Raw genomic sequence first — 19,132 nt, 5'->3', positions numbered from 1 at the left:
AGTGAGGTAATGGAATGTGAATGCGTTTAATCGCCTTTTACTCATTTTGATAGGCGTGTCCGGTTTACTGAGCGTCACGGTTCTGACAGCATCAGCATACCGTATTCCATTTGTTTCGGACTCTATCCTTGGATGGACAGCGGAACCATGGTACATCTACACGATTCTATCCATCAGCGGTTTTCTCGGATTGATTTTTATCATCCTGCTGCTGACAGGCGTTTTCGCAAAATCACCTGAAAAGTATATGAAAATAAAAACGGGCATCGGGGATATCGATATTTCGAGAAAAAGTATTGAATCCGTTGCACTGAAATCGATTCGTTCGATTGAAGGTGTCCGTTCACCAGAAGTTCATGCGAAACTGCATGGACGAAAAGAAACAGTATCTGTACATGTGGATTGTCACATTTTTGATCGTAGCGGACTGCCGACAATCGGAAAATCCATGCAGGAACAGATCAAGGTTCAGATCGAAAGCCTGCTGGAGGTACCTGTTAAAAAGGTGTCGATTAACATTCAGGATCCGCGTAGAACAACTAAATCACAGTCTCCCCGCGTGATATAAGGAGGGCATCGTATGAATAAAACAGACATGCTGCTGCCTTACCGCGGCAGACTGCTCGGACTGGTGCTTGGAGTCATTTTAGCCATCCTGATCATCACAGTTGGATTCGGTCCAACACTGCTTATTGTCACGCTCGCAGTGCTCGGCTATTTAGTCGGCATGTGGCGGGATGGGAAGCTTGATATCGATGGCTGGTTCCAATTTTTCACCAGAAGAAGATAAATTCAAACTAAACGATTAAAGGAGTTTTTTAACATGGCACAAACTACAGCCGAAACAAAACAAAACGAAACAGTACGCAAAAATTCACTAACATTTGAAGATCAGGTTATTAAGAAGATTGCTGGTATTGCAGCGAATGATATTAAAGGAATTCTTGGCATGAGCGGAGGATTCATGAGCGGTTTAACAGAACGTTTCCGTGCTTCAGGTGACATCACAAAAGGAATTGACGCTGAAGTAGGCGAAAAACAGGTTGCGATCGACATTAGTGTGATCGTGGAATACGGGAAAAGTGTACCGTCAATCTTTAATGAGACGATTGCTGCTGTCAAAAAGGCTGTGAATGATATGACAGGCCTGGATGTAGTAGAAGTGAACATGCACGTAGAAGACGTCATGACACGCTCGGAATTTGAGGAAAAGCATCGTCAGGCTGAAAAAGAGAATGAAAACAGCCGCCAGCTGGATTAATACGTTCAGCCGGATCAGAAAAGACAAAAAACGGTCAGGGCATTTTGCCGCCTGGCCGTTTTTATTTTGATCCAAAAAGCAGACCGCTGCGTTTGCTTTACGGATCGCAAAAAAATAAGGAGATGAATAACACTTGTCTGACCAATTATGTCAGGTCGTGATTATTGGAAAAGGAAACATGCATCAATTCCAATTCAATTCATTTGCAGAAGCACTAAACATTTATCAGGAAATCGAGGATAAATACGCAAAGCTTCGTATTAGAAACCGCGGTGAAGTAGTGGAAAAGAAAGCGGACCGGGTTATTCTAAAAGTCAGTCCCGGGGGAAATCCGGCTAAAACACCGACACTCCTGCTTCCGCCGGAGGAATGGTTTAACATTGAAGTTTACGATGACATGCTTCAATTCGCAGAAACGATTTGCCAAACGAAGAAAATAGGATGATATAAAAGGCAGCCTTTGATGGGGCTGTCTTTTTGTGTGGAAAGTAAGTTGGTTTGACGCGGAATTGGTGAGGTGGATAAATTCTGTTGGTTTTCGCGGCAAATAGCGGGGATTGTGGAATGAAAGAATTCTGCGCTGGAATGAAGGGATTATGAGTGGGAGTGATTGAATAATGGTAGGTAAGTGAAGGGAAAAACATTGGCCGGAGTCGTAGTGAAGGAATCATTTTTTCATAAGAGGGAATTAAATTCTGAAACAATTGAATAAAAATCTGGAAAGCTCGAATAAATCCCTTTAGTGAAGGAATTCCGCCAGCCGCCTAACGCCCACCGGCAAAAGTTTACCTCCGCCAGCCGCCGTAGCAAGGCCTCAGCATTCTTCCAATCTCCCTCACACAAAAAGGACATATGTCCTTTTTGAAGGTAAAATACGGATATACAGTGAAAGCAACAGAAAGGACGTGTAAGCATCATGAAAGGTATTTTATTTGCGCTTGCCGGCGGCTTTTTTCTGACTTTCCAGAGTGTGGCTAATGCGACAATCGGTCAGCAGATTGGAACTTGGCAAGCCGCTGCCATGACACAATTTACGGGCTTTGTGCTCGCGGTTATCATTGTTCTCACAATGAGAGATAAAACATGGAAGGATCTTGGACAGGTACCGAAGCTGTATGCATCAGGCGGAGCATTTGCAGCTATTGTACTGTTCAGTAACATGACGTCTGTGTATCTGATGGGTGTGACGTTGACGATCAGTTTATTTCTCATTGCACAGCTCGTTGTGGCCGTCATCATTGACCGTTTTGGATTATTTGATATGAGTCAAAAGCAGATCAGCAAAACGCAAATGCTTGGTTTATTGCTGATGGTCGCAGGCGTGGTGGTATTGAAAGGATAGGTGATAAAGGTGAAAGGAGCACCTTCTGACTATTTAAAGGTTTTTCAAATGGACGGACTTTTTCCGGATAATGTTCAGCAGCAGATGAAATTGAGGACATATCCTGCGGGACGCAAGTTGCTCACGCAAGGTGAGGACGCGACCGCAATGCTGATTCTTGTAGAAGGAAAAGTCAAAGTTTCCATGCTGTCACCTGAAGGGAAACGCCTGATTTTGGCGTTTAAGACACCGCTTGATATTGTTGGAGACGTTGAATATATAAGCAACGGTCCGCTGATCAATACAGTTGAAAGTGTCATGAATACAACCGTGATTGAAATTCCTTATACGATTTTACGGCATGAAATGGCTCACAATGCAGCGTGGCTTCAGTTTCTGCTTGAAACAATCACAAAAAAATTTGAATTAAAGTCTCATACGATGAACTTTAATTCGCTGTATCCGGTTGATGTCCGGGTGGCGAGCTATCTGCTGTCGATGACCCCGGTTAATGAAAAAATGGAATCTGCCTCACTCGTTGATATGGCGGATCTGATCGGGACAAGCTATCGTCATTTAAACCGCGTACTGAGCCAGTTTCAAAAAGAAGGCTGGATCACAAAATCCAGGGGCTCTATCGAAATTTTAAATCGTGCCTCCATCCTGGAATTAGCGGGGGAAAATATTTATGAAAAGGGGGATGAACGATGATTATTGGAATATTGCTGGCTTTATTGGGCGGAGCCTTTGTCTGTCTGCAAAACACGTTTAATGCGAATGTGAAAAAGCAGGTCAGCGTATGGTCAACGACGATGCTGGTCCTGGCATTGGGGTTTCTTGCCTCTTTTGCCGCGGGACTCGCTTTTGAAGGGTCAGGATTGTTTGTTTTTGACGCCGAGCCGTGGTTCTGGTTCAGTGGCGTAGTAGGTGTTGGTGTTGTAGCCTGTGTGACACAGGGCGTTCAGTCACTCGGACCGAGCCGTGCGATTTCACTTGTCATGGTGTCTCAGATCTTTTTTGGTCTAATGTGGGATACGCTGGGCTGGTTCGAACTTGAAAAGGTTCCGTTTACGTTCCAATCATTTGTCGGTGTTGTGATGATCAGCGCAGGTGTGCTGTTATTCCAGCTTGGACCGAGGCTGTCCAGCCAGGAGAAAAGAGTGCGGGCATCAACTGGACGCTCAATAAAAATAAACGGCTGAGGCTACACTTTTAGGTAGCCTCGGCGCGGTATGCCGTTTCTCATATTGAAGGTATGGAGGATGATGCCAATGACAATCAGACACATACCTGCAGCTGCAATACCATTGGGAAGTGGAGTTGCGAAAAAGGCAACTTCTCCTGCCAGTACAAACAAAACCTGAGTAGACTGCGTAGCTTCAACACCAGCCAGCTTCCCCTGATCATGTCTGACGCGGCTCGTTGCGATAAAAAAGAGTGCAGTGGCAATGATCCCTGAACAGATGGCGACAATGAGGGATTGCAGAACCTGACTGGACTGCGGGACACCGACTTCAATATAGGCCCACATGCTGATTACTAACCATGCTGGCAAGCTGCAGAGTGTCATGCCGAGAATCCGCTGAAACGTATCAAGCCGATCCCCGCATAGCTCCATCATCTTACGGTTACCGAGAGGATAGCAAAAGGCTGCCAAAATCACGGGAAGAATCCCTGCTACAACCTGTGACGTGGTGATACCTGACGCGTTTTGGACCTGGATACTTATCACACCAATCAGGATCACCGATGAAACAGCCAGTGCCCGAAATTGAATGTTGTGACGTTTTTTTATCAGCCCTGAGGGACCCTGCTTCATTTCATAAAAGAAAGGTGCCAGCAGAAGTCCTGCAATGATTGTAAATTGCCAGGTTCCTGCCACCAGCCATCCCGGTCCATAGGCGGCAGCATAGGTGAGTGGCGCATAAAACAGCACAAATCCGGTAAAGCTCCATGCCAGCCACGGCACAGGGGCTTTTTTTATTTCCAAGAAAACAGCCTTCAGGTTTTTCCTAAATGCCACAATTAAGATTAAAAAAGGAACCATGAATAAGAAACGTAGAGAGGAACTCCATAGCCAGCTACCACCGGCTGTTTCCATGGAACGGTTTAAAATAAATGTTACGGCAAAAAACATAGAAGAAATGATGCCCAGTGAGAGCCCTCTCATATATCCACGCCCCTAAATATATTATAATATTTACTAATGTATATTATAATATACTTTTAGTTGTCGTATTTACAATCTTTATATAAAGGGGAGAGAACATGAATACAGCGTTTAATGGCAAAGACCCCCACGATTTTTCCAAATTCGTAGGCACTACACTTAGGGATATCAGAAAAGAGAGGCAGTGGACGATGGATGAATTAGCTGAGTCAGCAGGTATCAGTAAACTTACTCTCGGCAAAATTGAACGAGGAGAAGCAAATCCGTCTCTTGCAGTCATATGGAAAATTGCTAATGCCTTAGCCATTCCGATTTCCGCACTTCTCATGGAAAAACAGTATATTCAAGTGTTAAAGAAAAGTAAGGGGAATTCCGTGCTCAGTGAAAATCAATCGATGTCGCTTGAGCCGATGTTTACCACAGCTGTGCACGGCTGGATTGAATCTCACAGAGCGACCTTAAAGCCACATGGCGTTTATCTCGCTGAAGCTCATCAGTCTGGTGTCATGGAATATGTAACCGTTATGAAAGGACAAGTTACGGTTCAGGTGAAAGAGGAAGAGTTCGCGCTTGGTCCATATGAATCAATCCGTTTTCATGCAGATCAGGCGCATGGTTACACAAATTTAAGCAGTGAAGAATCGATCCTTCATTTTGTGATGATTTATCAGAGCTAGGGAGCTCGAAACGGCTCCCCTCATTTTTTCTGTGCGATCACCTGAACAACATGAGACAATCCGTTGTGCAGCTTACCTTCATAGCGTTCCACTTCCCCGGTGAAAAAGTGGATCAACTTCCAGTCGCTGAATTCCTCAAGCATCTCCGCGGCTGAATATAAATAGTCAATATCAGGAGGGCCACCTGTTTTATACGCCAGCTGATGCTTCGAATACACCTCTGAAATAAAGTATCCTCCAGGATTCACTGAACTTTTAATACCCTCCAGCATGTCAGTTCTCCCCACGGGATCAATATGACCGAATATATTAATCACCGCATCCGCTGATTCAGGTTTCCACTCAGCCTGAGTTAAATCAACCAGCCCGGTTTTGACCTCCACCCGGTTCTGTTCTGCTAAACGCTGAACCTTAGAAAGACCTTCAGCAGAATAATCCCACGCCTCCACTTCATTTCCCTTACGCGCCAAAAACACAGCATTCCTGCCCTCACCCTCAGCCACCGTCAACACCTTCATCGATCGCAGTTGACACTTCTTCTGTGCATACACCAGAAACTCATTCGGCTCCGTCCCATAAATATATTTTTCCGCACTAAATCGGCGATCCCACGCATTCATCCCCACCACTCCTTTTTCATTCAGCGTAGTAGAAGAGGAGGAAGAAGGCAAGAATATAAAGGATAGTGGATTGAAATACAGTGTTGAAGCTATCCTGTGGTTTTTGTATTTTTTTATAAAAAACTTAAAGTGCCGTGTCATTCCGGAGACTCCTGCGGCAGAGAAGCGACAGGTGAGACAGCGTAGCGCAAAGCGCTAGCTGGCTCACCGCGCGGCCATAGAAAAGCGGAGACGGGCGTTTAGGGACGTACAAACTGGACTGGCCTCGACGAAGATAAAGGAAACACAGTGAACGGAGTGAGCTCTTATCGAACGAGAGAACGGGAAGTTTGCTAGTCCCTGCCCGTCAGAGCTGGACAAAGGAAAGCGTACGAATGACACGGCACGGTTTTTAGAATCACACCCTATTTACACACCCTTCATAAAAAATAAATAATTATTTATATCATTTACAAAGGAAAACGCTTACATTTGTCGAACACTGTATGCGGCTGGAAATGCAAGGGTCGGGATTTTCGGTCCAAACCGTATAAAGGGAGAGAAAGAAATGAGAAAACCGCTTTCCATGTTTCTTGCTTTTATGCTGCTCTTGTCAATGGCAATGCCTTCGGCTGCATTTGCAGGTGGATTTAAATCCCCTGGCGATGCGAACCTCGTACCCGGAACGATTCTCATGGGGGCTACTCCGGCGTATGTTGACCCAAATAAACCCGTGGTTGTATTTGTGCAGGGACTGACAAACGATTCCACGGTCTGGTATACAGATAACGATATGTACAACCGTGCATTCCAGGCTGGTTATCAGACAGCTTTCGTCGAACTGTATGATTCTGGCGGCTCTCCGCGCAGTTACTGGGATAATGGAGCAATGCTTGCGGGTCAGCTGCAGCAGATTTCAAACCATTACGGCGGAAAAAAGCTTGTAATCGTAGCTTACAGTAAAGGTGGCGTCGATACTCAGGTGGCGCTGATTCACCAGGGTAAATACCCACTCGTTTCCAATGTCATCACACTCGGCTCACCTCACTATGGCAGTGAGCTTGCGGATCTGGCCAACAGTTCATCATTTGGCTGGCTTGCGGATCTGATTGGCCAAAACAGTGCAGGAACGCAGAGTCTTCAGACTGGAAACATGAGTTACTTCCGCTCGATTACAGACAACCGTTTTGAAGTAAGCCAAAATCGTTATCTAAGCATTGCCGGGAATCGCACGGGTCCTATTTTCAGCAGCTACTGGTTTGGCAGCGGCTTTATTGATGGTCCAAGTGACGGCGTTGTTTCTGTTGCAAGCTCAAAGCTTCCATATGCAACAAGCCTTCGCGTGGGCAACTGGAATCATGGAGAAGTGAATAAAGGAAGCAACGTATTCTCTATTTTTCAGCCTTACTTAACACAACAGCGGGCTGCTTCAACTTTCTCTGCATTTAACGAAGTGGCTGCAACAGCGGAAGAGGCTGAGCCGTCGATGGATGTGCTTGTGCGCGGTGGAGAACAGGATGGATTTGCTTCTGAATCGTTTTATGTAGAAAGCGAAGCAGAAAAACTTGTGATCAACTGGCTGAGCGCAACGCAGCACGACACAGTAGAACTCACTCGTCCTGGAAAAACAGTTCCTGAAACATTCAATGTCGCGTCCGTTGAAGATGACACGATGTTCTTTAAAGGCGCATATCATCACACAATCACGATTGATCAGCCAGAAGCGGGAGAGTGGAAAGCAGCAACGGTTTCAGATGCGCCAACTGCTTACGCGCTGATGGTCACTTTTGACTCTACGCTAAATGATCAGCTCGTTCTAGAACCGGAAGCTGATAAAAAGAACTGGAACCTGAAAACCAAAAACGGTCTGGCGGCAAAATCAAAAGGGAAAGCCAGCGTGAAAGCATTTACTGATATCGGATTTGTACCTGGTAACGGTAAAGAAAACAAAAAGCTCGGTCAGAAAATGCGTGCCTTTAAACAAAATGGAAACGCAATCCAGCTTCCATCTGAAGAAGGAAGCTACAATATGACCGTTGAAGTTGAAGGAACAACGCCAGCGGGAGAAACATTCCAGCGTACAGTGATCAAGTCAGTATTTGTGGATGACAAGGGTAACGCTTATTAATTTTCATTGGGTTTGAATGTTCATATATAGAGAATTTCCTGAAAAGCTGCTCCTTTGGGGAAGGGGGCGGTTTTTTTGTGGTTTCTGGAGGCGGCTTTTGGTGAGTTTCGCAGGATTTTGAGCGAGTTTCTCAGAATATCGAGGATGGTTCGAAGAATTATGCCGGACGTTCACAGGATGTGTGAGGGGTTTCGCGGGATTTTGATGCCGGTTCGTAAAATGGTGACCATTTACCTGCCTGGCACTCATCCATGGTTTAGCATCTTGCAAATAATTTGGTACTGTCGACCGCCGCACCGCCCACCAGCACCAAAAAGCCGCTCCCCTAAGAGAGCGGCTTTCACTCGATGCACAATTCTTACTGAGCCACCGCAGCCAATCCTGCTTTATTCAGGAAATTCCAAGGCTGGTTAAAGTGTGGCTGGAAGAAGAAGTCGACAAATCCGAGCTCATCGATCGTCATGCCCGTTTGGATACATACGCTTAATGTGTTAATAGACTGCGTCACATCAGCTTTAGATAACACCTGAGCACCGGCAATTTTGCGTGTTTCCGGATCATAGCTGACCTTCAGCATGACATTTTCTGCTGTTGGCATAAAGTCCGGACGGTGTTTTTCATTGATTGTGATGCTTTTCACATGAATGCCTGCAGCTTCAGCAGCCGTTTCAGTTAATCCGGTAGAGGCCATATTCAGGTCATAAATGTGCAGTCCTGATGTTCCTTGTGTACCAACGTTCTTCATGACTGGCTTTACAAGGTTACGTGCCACTAATGTCCCCATTCGCACTGCGTTTGTTGCGAGTGGAATATAAGCAGGCTTTCCTGTCGGATTGTATTTCACAGCACAGCAGTCGCCGGCAGCTAAAATATCCGGGTTGCTTGTCCGCATATATTCATCCACTGTGATCGCACCGTTTTCAAGCATCTCCACTTTTCCTTTTAACAGATCTGTGTTTGGCCGGAATCCGACACACATGATGACCAGGTCGGTTTCAATGCGTCCACCGCTTGTCACGACTGCTTCAACAGACCCGTTACCCTCAAAACGTGTGACCGTTTCGCCTAAACGAAGCTCCACGCCGCGATCAGTAAAGGCTTTTTCCACCTGATCTGTGAATTCCTCATCTAAATATTTATTCAAAATACGGTCAACACCGTCAATTAATGTTACTTTTTTGCCTGCCTGTTCAAATGCTTCAACGAGCTCGACACCGATATATCCGGCGCCTACGATGGTTACGTGTTTTGCGTCTTTTGATTTTTCGATAATTGTGTTGGCCTGGTTATAGTTTTTAGCAAGCAGGACATTGTCTAAGCGGATGCCTTCGATTGGCGGGATCACCGGCCATGAGCCTGTTGACATGACCAGCTTATCATAGCTGTCTGACACGGCTTCACCTGTGACGAGATTGACCGCTTCAATCCGCTTGTTTTCAGTATCAATTTCTTTGACGTCGTGCTGCATTTTCACATTGACGCCTAATGACTGCAGTTTCTCAGGAGAAGAGTAGAACAAACCCTTCGGATCTTCCACCACTCCGCCTACATATAAGGCTAAACCGCAGGATAGGAATGATACGTTGTCATTTCGCTCATAAACCGTGATTTCTGCATCTGGATACATTTGGGCCATATTCGTTACTGCCGCTGTACCGGCGTGAGTGCTTCCGATTACTGCAATTTTCATGTTTGTTTCCTCCTGTGTTTTATATTGTGAAGTTTTTCACAATATTGATGTTAAGTACAGTATACGCCGGTACAAACAGAATTGCAATACTTTTGCTCAATATTTCACAAACTAAGAACACATTAGCTAAAACGTTGATTTGACAGGGTTTTAAGAGCTTAGAAGGGGGGTTAGATTGGTTTTAGAAACTTACGATTTCAAATAGGTCTGATCATATTAAAGTGAAGTGTCCAAGTGATCTCATACAATTAGTGCCGGGTCACTAAGCTGGCTCATTGCACGTCTGCAGAAAGTATGTCCCGTCACGGTTATATTTTTGATATTAAATTTGATCGTTTGACAACTTTTCCCGTCACGATACTAATTCACGTCACCTAAATAAATGCGGTTTTTAGATTCGTGTTGAAGATAATCCACAATCGCCCCCGGATATACGCGCAGTTCGTGAAGTCTTCCCAAAGGGATCCACTCAATCGCAACCTGATTAGTGTCGGGATTTGTAGGAGATGCAGCCTCCTGTATGATTGTACAGGCCATGTAGTATTCAATTTGATGAACCCCGGAATCAAAATCAGCATATTCATGGTTTCTTCCTATGTATTCGCGGATATGAATGATATCATGCGGCTCCACGATATATCCTGTTTCCTCGAGACATTCACGTTTTACGGCTTCATGAAGTGACTCTCCGTGATCCTGACCTCCCCCGGGGAATATATAGAAGAAACCTTCCTGATCTTTGTGTTGAGTAAGAAGAATCTTGTCGTTCTTTTTAATAATCGCTTTTGCAGAATTACGAATTGGCATGGTAATCACTCCTTTTTTTGGCATCTTTCTGATTGTATAGCATAATGAGGGAGGAAGCGAGGGGAAGATGAGTGAACGAAACTGGATTATCGCCTGAAATGCTTAAAAAAGCGGTCAGGATCATTCAAAAAGCCGTTGATCTGCAGCAGTCGCTACATCATACCGTGTTGGCTGACCAGATACTGGACCGCTCTATTCCGGTTGTCTGGTTTGGCAGGAGATCTCCGGGATCACTCGTTACAATTGGTACAAATCCTTCGTCCAAAGAGTTTTTATCTTCCGATGGACGGCTTCTTCCGAGGGAAAAATCCCGTTTTTTTGTCAGGGAAGAAGGGATCAGCCTGTATCATTATCATAAAGATGAAGCATTGCTAATAGAAACGGTTGATCATTATCAGACTTATTTTGAACGGAATAAAGTATATAGTGGCTGGTTTGGGAAAAGAGATGGGGCAAAGCTTGAGGGATTTATAAATGGTCTGGGCTACAGCTTTTATCAATCGGATATTCTGCTGCCGGCTGTACATATTGATTTCTTTCCCATTCCGACGTTAATACAGATGGGGCAGATTAAAGATAGGGAAAGTGTGATCAATACGCCTTTGATCCGTTCTCTGTTAACAGATACACTGTGTTTTCTTTCACCAGGCACGATTCTGATTTTGGGAAAAGAGCATTGTGCAAGGTTCCGTCAATTCTATCCGGACACCGAGCTGACTGATCCGTTGACATTGGACGGCTATCCGAGTGCACGCTATGAAACGGGGTATAGTAAAACGTTTCAGGCACAGGTTATTGGGCTCCATTTTAAACCGTTAGAGCAGTTTTTGGCTCTTGGCGGGGGGACTGACCGGAATGGACTGAATCATGGAAGCTACGGTGGCCGTGATGTGATCAGGCAGTTGGGTGAAATGATCAGGATGAGCGCACAAGAGGAATGAAAGCGTTTATAATAGCCGTACAACTACTTTTCGGGAGGGACTGGCAGATGAAGAAAATATGGTGGAAGGAATCGGTTGTGTATCAGGTTTACTGGCGCAGTTTTTATGACAGCAATGGGGATGGGATTGGTGATTTGCAAGGTGTGCTTGAGAAACTTGATTACATACAAAAGCTTGGCGTGGATGTGATCTGGCTCAATCCGTTTTATGAATCACCGGATCGTGACAATGGCTACGATATTTCAGATTATGAGTCAGTGATGGAAAAAGCGGGAGATCTGGAGACGTTTAAGGAACTGCTTTCAGCGATTCATGACCGGGGAATGAAGGTGATCATGGATCTCGTGGTGAATCATACGTCCGATCAGCATCCGTGGTTTCTTGAATCGAAATCGTCAAAAGACAATCCGAAGCGCGACTGGTACATCTGGCGAGAGGGTAAGGAGGACGGCCCGCCCAATAACTGGCGCTCCTATTTTGAACCTTCTTCATGGACTTATAATGATACAACAGAGGATTACTATTTTCATTCCTTTGCAAAAGAGCAGCCGGATCTGAACTGGAAAAACGATGAGCTGCGTAAAGAGATTTTCCGGATGATGCGTTCATGGCTGGATCTTGGTATCGACGGTTTCCGAATGGATGTCATTAACCTGCTTGCGAAGCAGGACGGCTTCCCGGATGCTGAGGACCCTTCGCACATCAGTTATCTGGCGGATAACCCGGGTATTCACGAATATCTTCAGGAAATGAACCGCGAAGTGCTGTCTCATTATGATGTGATGACAGTTGGAGAGATCCCGTTTGTGACGCCTGAGACGGGGCTTTTATATGTTCATGAAGATCGCAATGAGCTGAATACGCTGTTTCATTTCCAGGTGGCGGATGAAATGCCTGTGATGGATTTGAAGCGTTATAAAGAGATTCAGGAAAGCTGGTATAAGGGAACCTTTGAAAAAGGCTGGAATTCACAGTTTTTGAATAATCATGACCATACAAGACAGGTCACGCGTTATGGAAACGATGGTCAATATCGCGTGGAGTCGGCGAAGCTGCTTGGCATTATGCTGCATACGCTGCCGGGAATGCCCTACATTTATCAGGGAGAAGAAATCGGGATGACGGGTGTTCGTTTTGATTCAATTGAGGACTACAATGATATTGCGATGAAAAACAAATATAAGGAAGAGGTTGAAAAAGGACGGGATCCGGAAGAAGTATTTGAGAGTCTTTTGCTACTGAGCCGTGATAACTCACGCACACCGATGCAGTGGAATGAAACTGAAAACGCCGGTTTTACATCGGGTCAGCCGTGGATTAAAGTGAATCCAAATTATAAAGACATTAATGTTGAAAAAGCACTTGAGGATCCGAGCTCTGTTTTTTATACGTATCAGAATCTGATTGAACTCAGAAAAGAACATCCTGTGATGACATACGGTGATTATACAGACTGGTCAAGAGGGAAAGATCCTTTATATCTTTATACGCGAAGCTACGAAGGAATCACCTGGCTTGTAATCCTGAACCATTCTGACGATGTACTGGACGTTGATATTCCGGATCATTATGCGAAGGAATCTGCGCGTCTAGTGATCGGTAACTATCAGGTAACCATAGATGAACGGGGCCACATGCCGGAGAAGATCCGCCTGCAGCCTCATGAAGCCAGGGTCTATGAAATAAAAGAAAATCAGGTGACCTAACCTTTATCAAATGAGTAGTCAAAACATTTGATGATTAATTTTAATAAGTCAATAGTCACAATAAACAGTCCGTTTCATACGACGAAACGGACTGTTTATTGTGCTGACATAAGTTAGACAAATATGTCCTGTGTCAGCACATTCAAACGTTTAAGACAGCGTATTCTGATCATTTATAAAACTTTTGTCAGGTGTAAAATAAAAGTGTAATAACACCTATATATTGAAGGAGGAGCAAGGAAGATGGAAGGCGAAGTCAATCTATTGGTTTTGGCGACACAGTACATGTTCTGGGTTGGATTCGTTGGAATGGCAGCTGGGACGTTATATTTTCTTGTGGAGCGGAATAGTTTGGCACCTGAATACCGGTCAACTGCAACGGTGGCAGCACTCGTTACTTTTGTTGCCGCTATACATTATTACTTTATGAAGGATGCAGTCGGCACGTCAGGTTTGTTATCAGAAATTGATGGTTTTCCAACAGAGATCCGCTATATTGACTGGCTTGTAACAACACCTTTACTCCTAGTGAAATTTCCGCTTTTGCTCGGGCTTAAGGGGAAGGCAAGCCGCACACTCCTTGCATCATTAATTATTGCTGACATCATTATGATTATTGCTGGTTATATCGGTGAATCCTCTATCAATATCGCCGGCGGCTTTACACAGCTCGGACTGTGGAGCTATGTCATCGGGTGTATTGCCTGGCTGTATATCATTTATCTGCTGTTCACAAATGTGACGAAGGCTGCGATGGACAAGCCGGCGCCTATTCGAAAAGCGCTGCTGCAGATGCGTCTGTTCATCCTGATTGGTTGGGCGATTTATCCAATCGGCTATGCTGTCACACTGTTTGCATCAGGAGTGGAGATTCAACTGGTGCGTGAATTGATCTATAACTTTGCAGATTTGATCAATAAAGTTGGATTTGGTCTTGTGGCATTCTTTGCCGTGAAAACCATGTCTGCTGTGAAGAAATCTCAGCTTTCATAAATGTATGGAGGAGCATCCTGGTGGGTGCTCTTTTTTAATTTGTGAAACTTTTCCTGATCATGAGCAGTACAAAAACAAAGTGAATAGTTGAATGGGGGTAAAGGGAATGGAAGCTGTAGTGGTCAGTCTTGGAGCAGCGATGATTGTGTTCGTAACAATGTTCAACTTGTTTCGGCTTTACAGAACAGCATACCGAAGTGAGAGGATCACACGTGAGGCCTTTATTTTATATACAGTGATCACAGGCTACGTTGGAACAGGGGTGTATGCTGTACTGGCTTTAGGCTTCATAGTGATTTTCGGAGAAATGATTCCTTAAAGCGTTGATGAACGATCCGATAATAATTCAATTTTCAAAAAATAGTTGACTTCGCTAAATCCTACCTTTATGATAGGGATTATAATTTTATAGCAAGACTTCTTATCAAGAGAGGTGGAGGGACTGACCCTGCGAAGCCTCGGCAACCAGCAGCCTCCTGCACGGTGCCAAATTCAGAGGAAGATATTCCGAAGATGAGAAGGTGAGGATCTTTACTGTGCCGCCCCTTCTATCATCTGCAGATAGAGGGGGTTTTTATTTTTACTGATGGATTTTTGACAAAACAAAAAGAGGTGCTGCCACACCTCTCCTCTTGATGAAAGAGTCCGCTTGCATTCGGAACGGACATCCCTGGTCATCTATTTTAGATTATCACTCACATAGGATGTTCGTCTATTTACAACATAAGTAAAGGAGACGATTTAAATGACAACACTACAATTTGCCTATTGGGTACCCAATGTCAGTGGGGGATTAGTCGTATCAAAACTGCCTCAAAGAACGGATTGGAGCTTTGAAGCCAACAAACGTTATGCACAAATTGCAGAAGAATCGGGATATGATTATGCTCTATTGCAGACCCGTTTTTTCGCAAGCTATGGTGCTGAATATCAACTGGAGGCCATTACGCTTGGTTCTGCGCTTGCATCAGTCACGAAGAAATTAAAGCTGATTTCTGCAGTTCACCCGGGTCTATGGCATCCTGCTGTCTATGCTAAAATGCTAGCCACGCTGGATCACATTAGTAATGGCCGTGCTGCTGTGAATATTGTGAGTGGGTGGTTTAAACAGGAATTTATCGGATATGGGGAGCACTGGCTGGATCATGATGAGCGATATCGTCGTTCAGAGGAATTTGCCCGCGTACTACGTTCGTTGTGGACAGAGGAAACGACAACCTTTAAAGGCGACTTTTACCGTATTAATGATGCACCGCTTAAACCAAAGCCTGAACAGGGTGGAAACCTGCCTATTTTTCAGGGAGGAAATTCGGCAGCTGCCAAGCAGATGGCTGCACGGGTATCAGATTATTATTTTATGAATGGGAATACACTTGAAGGTTTTCAAAAACAAATCGTAGAAGTAAGAGCACTTGCTGAAAAAGAAGGCAGGACTGTCAAATTTGCTGTCAATGGTTTTACGATCGTGAGAAATACTGAGAAGGAGGCAGTGCAATTGCTTCGTGATATTGTATCCAATGCAGATACTGAAGCTGTTGAAGGCTTTCGTAGCGCAGTAAAGGAAGCGGGACAGGCGACGAAGGAAAAGGATGGTATGTGGGCAAATTCTACTTTTGAGGATCTCGTACAATACAATGACGGCTTCAAAACAGGTCTGATTGGAACTGCTGAACAGGTGGCAGACCGTATCATTGAATTGAAAAAAATAGGCGTGGATCTCATTTTAACAGGTCATTTTCATTATGAAGAAGACCTGGAGCGCTTTGGACGGGAAGTCATTCCGCTCGTGAAACAGAAGGAGAAAGCACTCTTTGATAGCGGGGTGTTTGTATGAAGATTCTTGCTTTGTCAGGCAGTTTGTCAGGATCTAAAACGTATACGATCATTCGTGAAGCAGCGGAGTATGCAAAGGAAAAAGAAGACGTTGAAGTTGAACTCGTTAATCTTTCGGAGTTAACGGTTCAGTTTTGCGACGGACGTGACCCATCTAAATACGAAGGGGAAACTGCCTGGCTCATCAGGCAATTTATTGAGGCGGATTCATTCATTATTGGCACACCTATTTATCGAGGTTCACTCACAGGTGCGCTGAAAAATGTATTTGACCTCATTCCAAATGATGCGTTGAAAGGAAAGGTCATCGGATTTGTTGCAACAGGAGGAACTTATCATCATTATCTTGCGATTGAGCATCAGTTGAATCCGCTGGCGAGCTATTTTAGAGCGCATATTGTTCCGGGTGGTGTTTACGCCCACAATGATCATTTTACGAGCGGCGTGTTGACGGATGAGGATATTCATCACAGACTCCGCAAGCTGGCTCATTCAGTAGTAACGATTAGTCAAAGCCTGAAAGATCATCAGACGGCACTCGAACAGCCGGTGATTCCAAGGCAAGCATAGAAAAAACAGCAGCCCACACATGTATATGGGCTGCTGTTTTTAATTCGCTACTGTTTTAATTCTGAGTTTTAATTCTGTATCGATCCAGGCGGTGTAGTCATGAAGACGGGCGATTTGCTCATCGCTCAGCCTTCTCGGATGAAAGTCAGCGATACAGAAGGTCCCGATGACTTGTCCGTCCTGTTTAATCGGGATCCCGGCGTAAAAATGTAAGCCGGCTTCTTTCGCAAGTATCTGAATAGAAGGATCTTCACTGTAGAACATATCATCAATAATTAACGGTTCACCGCTTCTAATGACTTTATCGCAGATTGTCTGGTCCCTGGGAACTTCTCTCGCTGCCATGACAGGCTCGGGTAATCCAATGCATGATTTGAACCATTGCCGCTCATCATCAATAAAAGAAATAAAGGTGATGGGTACGTGAAAAGCATCCCTGACTGTCCGGGTGATCCGTTCAAAAGTTTCCTCAGATGGTGTATCTAAAATATTCAGATCGTAAAGAGCATGAAGACGCTCTTTTTCGGCAGTATCGATGGTTACGGCTGCCTGAAGAGAGGCAACCCACTCATCTGGAGTACGCTTCAGGCTAATTGATTTATGAACCGTATTCAGCATATCTTCAAGCTGTTCAGCCGGTACAGGCTTACTTAAAAAATAACCCTGTATTTCATTACAGCCGAGACCGGTCAGTAAATCAAACTGCTGCTTCGTCTCCACCCCTTCAGCTGTCACTTTCATATTCAGTTTTTTAGCAAGCTGAATAATGAAATGAACGATATCAATATCCTTTTTTCCTTCGGTTTCCGTGATCTGTTTAATAAAGGACCGGTCAATCTTAATGCCATCCAGTGCAAACATTTTTAAGTAGTTCAACGAGGAATAGCTTACACCAAAATCATCAATCACAACGGTAAAACCGCTTTCCTGTAAATAGTGAATGGTCTCCATTCCACCGGCAGGATCAGTCATCAGCATGCTTTCGGTGATTTCAATTTCAATTACTTCCGGTGAAATCGAATACTGTTTCAGGATATCGAGTACCGCTTCGTCAATCATTTCAGGCTCGAAAATCACGGCAGATAAATTAATGGCGGTTCTTGTATTGCTGAAAATCTCAGGATACATCTCGAAATCCTGACACACTTTTTTCGTAACGGCTTTGGTCAGTTCAAGTATCAGAGAGCTTTTTTCAGCCAGTTGTACAAATTTCAATGGTGGAACCACGCCAAGCTTAGGGCTGTACCAACGCACCAGTGCCTCGAAATTGATCTTGCCACTTACCGGATTCAGCTTGGGCTGATAGAAGACGTTCAGTTCATTATTTTGGAGAGCTCTGGCTAATTCAGTTTCAATCATGACCTCATCCACATGGTTCTGGAGCTGTCCATTTGGTGTATAGACGGAGATATTATTTCTGCCTTTTCGTTTCGCATCGACCATGGCTGTACATGCACTTGCAATCAGCGCCTGTAATTCGTCAGCATGGTGACTGACCCCGATACATCCGGTTACAGAGATTGGAATACCGTTCACCAAATATGAAAAGGTTGAAATTTCATCTAATACACCTGTGGCAACCTCCATTGCCTTATTGGCCGATTCACCAACAAGGCTGATAATGAATTCATCTCCATCAATCCGCCCCATTATTGAGCCCATAGGTAAGATAGATGAAACTGCTCTGGCAAGCTTTTTAAAAAGCATGTTGGTTTCTTCAATTCCAAGCAACTCATTGATAAATTTGAATCTGTCTATATTTAAATAAAGGATGGCGACCTGAAGAGCAGGATCGCGTTCCTGCATCTCAGCCAGTGTTGATTTGACTTTAATGAGGTTAGGGAGTCCTGTCAAAGAGTCTATATTTTCAATGGCGGATAGCAGCTTTGAAGCGGTCTCATCAGTCAGATCATTCGTCAGGCACAAAATATACCGGACCTGCTTATGTTGATCTTCAAGTGGTAAAAGAACTGATGCAGCGAACTCTGATACGTTAGAGGGTTTGTTCATTTTATCTGAAAAGAAGACAGGTTCTCCTGTTGAAGCTGCCAAATCGTACTGACTGATCAGAGGGTTAGTAACCCAAGGCTCATACATGTCCTGAATGTATTTGTTTTTCCAATCATCCGGAAGAGAAGAAAGCTTTTGTGCTTCTTCCGTTACTTCCACATATCGGTACCCCAGTTCGTCCACTTCCATCAGAAATACCATTTTATACAGCTTGGAGAAAAAGTGAAATAAGTAGTAAGGGTCCGATTTCATGTTATGCATGATTGTTCCTCCTGACACCTGTTCATCATGTGTTGGTTTCATCATACGCCAATCATTCAAATCTGTCTTTTTGCAATATGTCTTTCAGATCAATATATATAGTTATTTTATACCCTTAAAGATATATATGAAAGGTATATTTTCTTTGGATACGCTTAGGGGTAA

Annotated in this window: 20 protein-coding genes and 1 riboswitch; of the genes, 15 read left to right on the top strand and 5 right to left on the bottom strand. The window is 44.3% G+C overall.

The window, feature by feature from the left end; translation table 11 throughout:
* Positions 1-16: 16 nt before the first annotated feature.
* From amaP to E2491_RS06750, 7 genes are all read left to right on the top strand, one after another.
* Entirely contained in the window at positions 17-568 is a 552-nt protein-coding gene (gene amaP, locus E2491_RS06780; RefSeq protein ID WP_134374239.1) for an alkaline shock response membrane anchor protein AmaP, read from the top strand.
* Between the two features lie 12 nt (positions 569-580).
* On the top strand, positions 581-790 hold the full coding sequence (locus E2491_RS06775; RefSeq protein ID WP_134374237.1) for a DUF2273 domain-containing protein: 210 nt from the start codon (positions 581-583) through the stop codon (positions 788-790).
* Positions 791-823: 33 nt separating this feature from the next.
* Entirely contained in the window at positions 824-1,261 is a 438-nt protein-coding gene (locus E2491_RS06770) for an Asp23/Gls24 family envelope stress response protein (RefSeq protein WP_134374235.1), read from the top strand.
* Positions 1,262-1,394: 133 nt separating this feature from the next.
* Positions 1,395-1,706 carry a hypothetical protein gene (locus tag E2491_RS06765; protein ID WP_134374233.1) on the top strand — a complete coding sequence of 104 codons (312 nt, stop codon included), beginning with the start codon at positions 1,395-1,397 and terminating at the stop codon, positions 1,704-1,706.
* 471 nt (positions 1,707-2,177) lie between these two features.
* Positions 2,178-2,603: a DMT family transporter gene (locus E2491_RS06760; RefSeq protein ID WP_134374231.1), complete on the top strand. Its 426-nt coding sequence runs from the start codon at positions 2,178-2,180 to the stop codon at positions 2,601-2,603.
* A 9-nt stretch (positions 2,604-2,612) separates the two neighbouring features.
* Positions 2,613-3,293 (top strand): Crp/Fnr family transcriptional regulator, encoded by a 681-nt coding sequence (locus E2491_RS06755; RefSeq protein WP_244093903.1) that lies wholly within the window; start codon positions 2,613-2,615, stop codon positions 3,291-3,293.
* Positions 3,290-3,784, top strand: a complete 495-nt coding sequence (locus E2491_RS06750; protein WP_134374229.1) for a DMT family transporter — start codon at positions 3,290-3,292, stop codon at positions 3,782-3,784. The genes E2491_RS06755 and E2491_RS06750 overlap by 4 nt, the downstream gene beginning before the upstream one ends.
* Positions 3,785-3,786: 2 nt before the next feature.
* Here the strand turns inward: E2491_RS06750 and E2491_RS06745 are convergent, their stop codons facing one another.
* Complete coding sequence (locus E2491_RS06745; protein ID WP_134374227.1) at positions 3,787-4,752, bottom strand: DMT family transporter; 966 nt, start codon at positions 4,750-4,752, stop codon at positions 3,787-3,789.
* Positions 4,753-4,850: 98 nt separating this feature from the next.
* Here E2491_RS06745 and E2491_RS06740 point away from each other — a divergent pair, with 98 nt between their 5' ends.
* Positions 4,851-5,429 (top strand): helix-turn-helix domain-containing protein, encoded by a 579-nt coding sequence (locus E2491_RS06740; RefSeq protein ID WP_134374225.1) that lies wholly within the window; start codon positions 4,851-4,853, stop codon positions 5,427-5,429.
* Positions 5,430-5,449: 20 nt separating this feature from the next.
* Here E2491_RS06740 and E2491_RS06735 read toward each other — a convergent pair whose 3' ends face one another.
* Positions 5,450-6,049: a class I SAM-dependent methyltransferase gene (locus E2491_RS06735; protein WP_134374223.1), complete on the bottom strand. Its 600-nt coding sequence runs from the start codon at positions 6,047-6,049 to the stop codon at positions 5,450-5,452.
* A 547-nt stretch (positions 6,050-6,596) separates the two neighbouring features.
* On the opposite strand from E2491_RS06735, the gene E2491_RS06730 reads away from it, so the two are divergent.
* Positions 6,597-8,156 (top strand): esterase/lipase family protein, encoded by a 1,560-nt coding sequence (locus E2491_RS06730; protein WP_134374221.1) that lies wholly within the window; start codon positions 6,597-6,599, stop codon positions 8,154-8,156.
* 358 nt (positions 8,157-8,514) lie between these two features.
* On the opposite strand, the gene E2491_RS06725 is transcribed toward E2491_RS06730, so the two are convergent.
* The gene (locus E2491_RS06725) at positions 8,515-9,846 is read right to left on the bottom strand and encodes an FAD-dependent oxidoreductase (protein WP_134374219.1); all 1,332 of its coding nucleotides are present in this window, start codon (positions 9,844-9,846) and stop codon (positions 8,515-8,517) included.
* A gap of 360 nt (positions 9,847-10,206) precedes the next feature.
* Positions 10,207-10,653, bottom strand: a complete 447-nt coding sequence (locus E2491_RS06720; protein WP_134374217.1) for an NUDIX domain-containing protein — start codon at positions 10,651-10,653, stop codon at positions 10,207-10,209.
* A gap of 71 nt (positions 10,654-10,724) precedes the next feature.
* Here E2491_RS06720 and E2491_RS06715 point away from each other — a divergent pair, with 71 nt between their 5' ends.
* The 6 genes from E2491_RS06715 to E2491_RS06690 all read left to right on the top strand — a co-directional run bounded on the left by E2491_RS06715 (position 10,725) and on the right by E2491_RS06690 (position 16,696).
* Complete coding sequence (locus E2491_RS06715) at positions 10,725-11,594, top strand: hypothetical protein (protein ID WP_134374215.1); 870 nt, start codon at positions 10,725-10,727, stop codon at positions 11,592-11,594.
* A 47-nt stretch (positions 11,595-11,641) separates the two neighbouring features.
* A complete protein-coding gene (locus E2491_RS06710) occupies positions 11,642-13,300 on the top strand; it encodes a glycoside hydrolase family 13 protein (RefSeq protein WP_134374213.1) in 1,659 nt (552 codons plus the stop codon).
* 243 nt (positions 13,301-13,543) lie between these two features.
* Complete coding sequence (locus E2491_RS06705; RefSeq protein ID WP_134374211.1) at positions 13,544-14,293, top strand: bacteriorhodopsin; 750 nt, start codon at positions 13,544-13,546, stop codon at positions 14,291-14,293.
* Positions 14,294-14,399: 106 nt separating this feature from the next.
* Positions 14,400-14,612, top strand: a complete 213-nt coding sequence (locus E2491_RS06700; RefSeq protein ID WP_134374209.1) for a hypothetical protein — start codon at positions 14,400-14,402, stop codon at positions 14,610-14,612.
* A gap of 99 nt (positions 14,613-14,711) precedes the next feature.
* A riboswitch (SAM riboswitch) is annotated at positions 14,712-14,813 on the top strand.
* A 225-nt stretch (positions 14,814-15,038) separates the two neighbouring features.
* Entirely contained in the window at positions 15,039-16,127 is a 1,089-nt protein-coding gene (sfnG, locus tag E2491_RS06695; RefSeq protein ID WP_134374207.1) for a dimethylsulfone monooxygenase SfnG, read from the top strand.
* On the top strand, positions 16,124-16,696 hold the full coding sequence (locus tag E2491_RS06690; protein WP_134374205.1) for an NADPH-dependent FMN reductase: 573 nt from the start codon (positions 16,124-16,126) through the stop codon (positions 16,694-16,696). Before sfnG ends, E2491_RS06690 begins: the two co-directional genes overlap by 4 nt.
* A 39-nt stretch (positions 16,697-16,735) precedes the next feature.
* On the opposite strand, the gene E2491_RS06685 is transcribed toward E2491_RS06690, so the two are convergent.
* The gene (locus tag E2491_RS06685) at positions 16,736-18,967 is read right to left on the bottom strand and encodes an EAL domain-containing protein (protein ID WP_166805811.1); all 2,232 of its coding nucleotides are present in this window, start codon (positions 18,965-18,967) and stop codon (positions 16,736-16,738) included.
* Positions 18,968-19,132: the final 165 nt, after the last annotated feature.

Origin of the sequence: Jeotgalibacillus sp. R-1-5s-1 (assembly GCF_004405105.1) — a bacterium.
Classification (GTDB): domain Bacteria; phylum Bacillota; class Bacilli; order Bacillales; family Jeotgalibacillaceae; genus Jeotgalibacillus.
The sequence above is the reverse complement of the archived record's forward strand: the minus strand, read 5'-3'. Positions and strand labels throughout refer to the sequence as shown.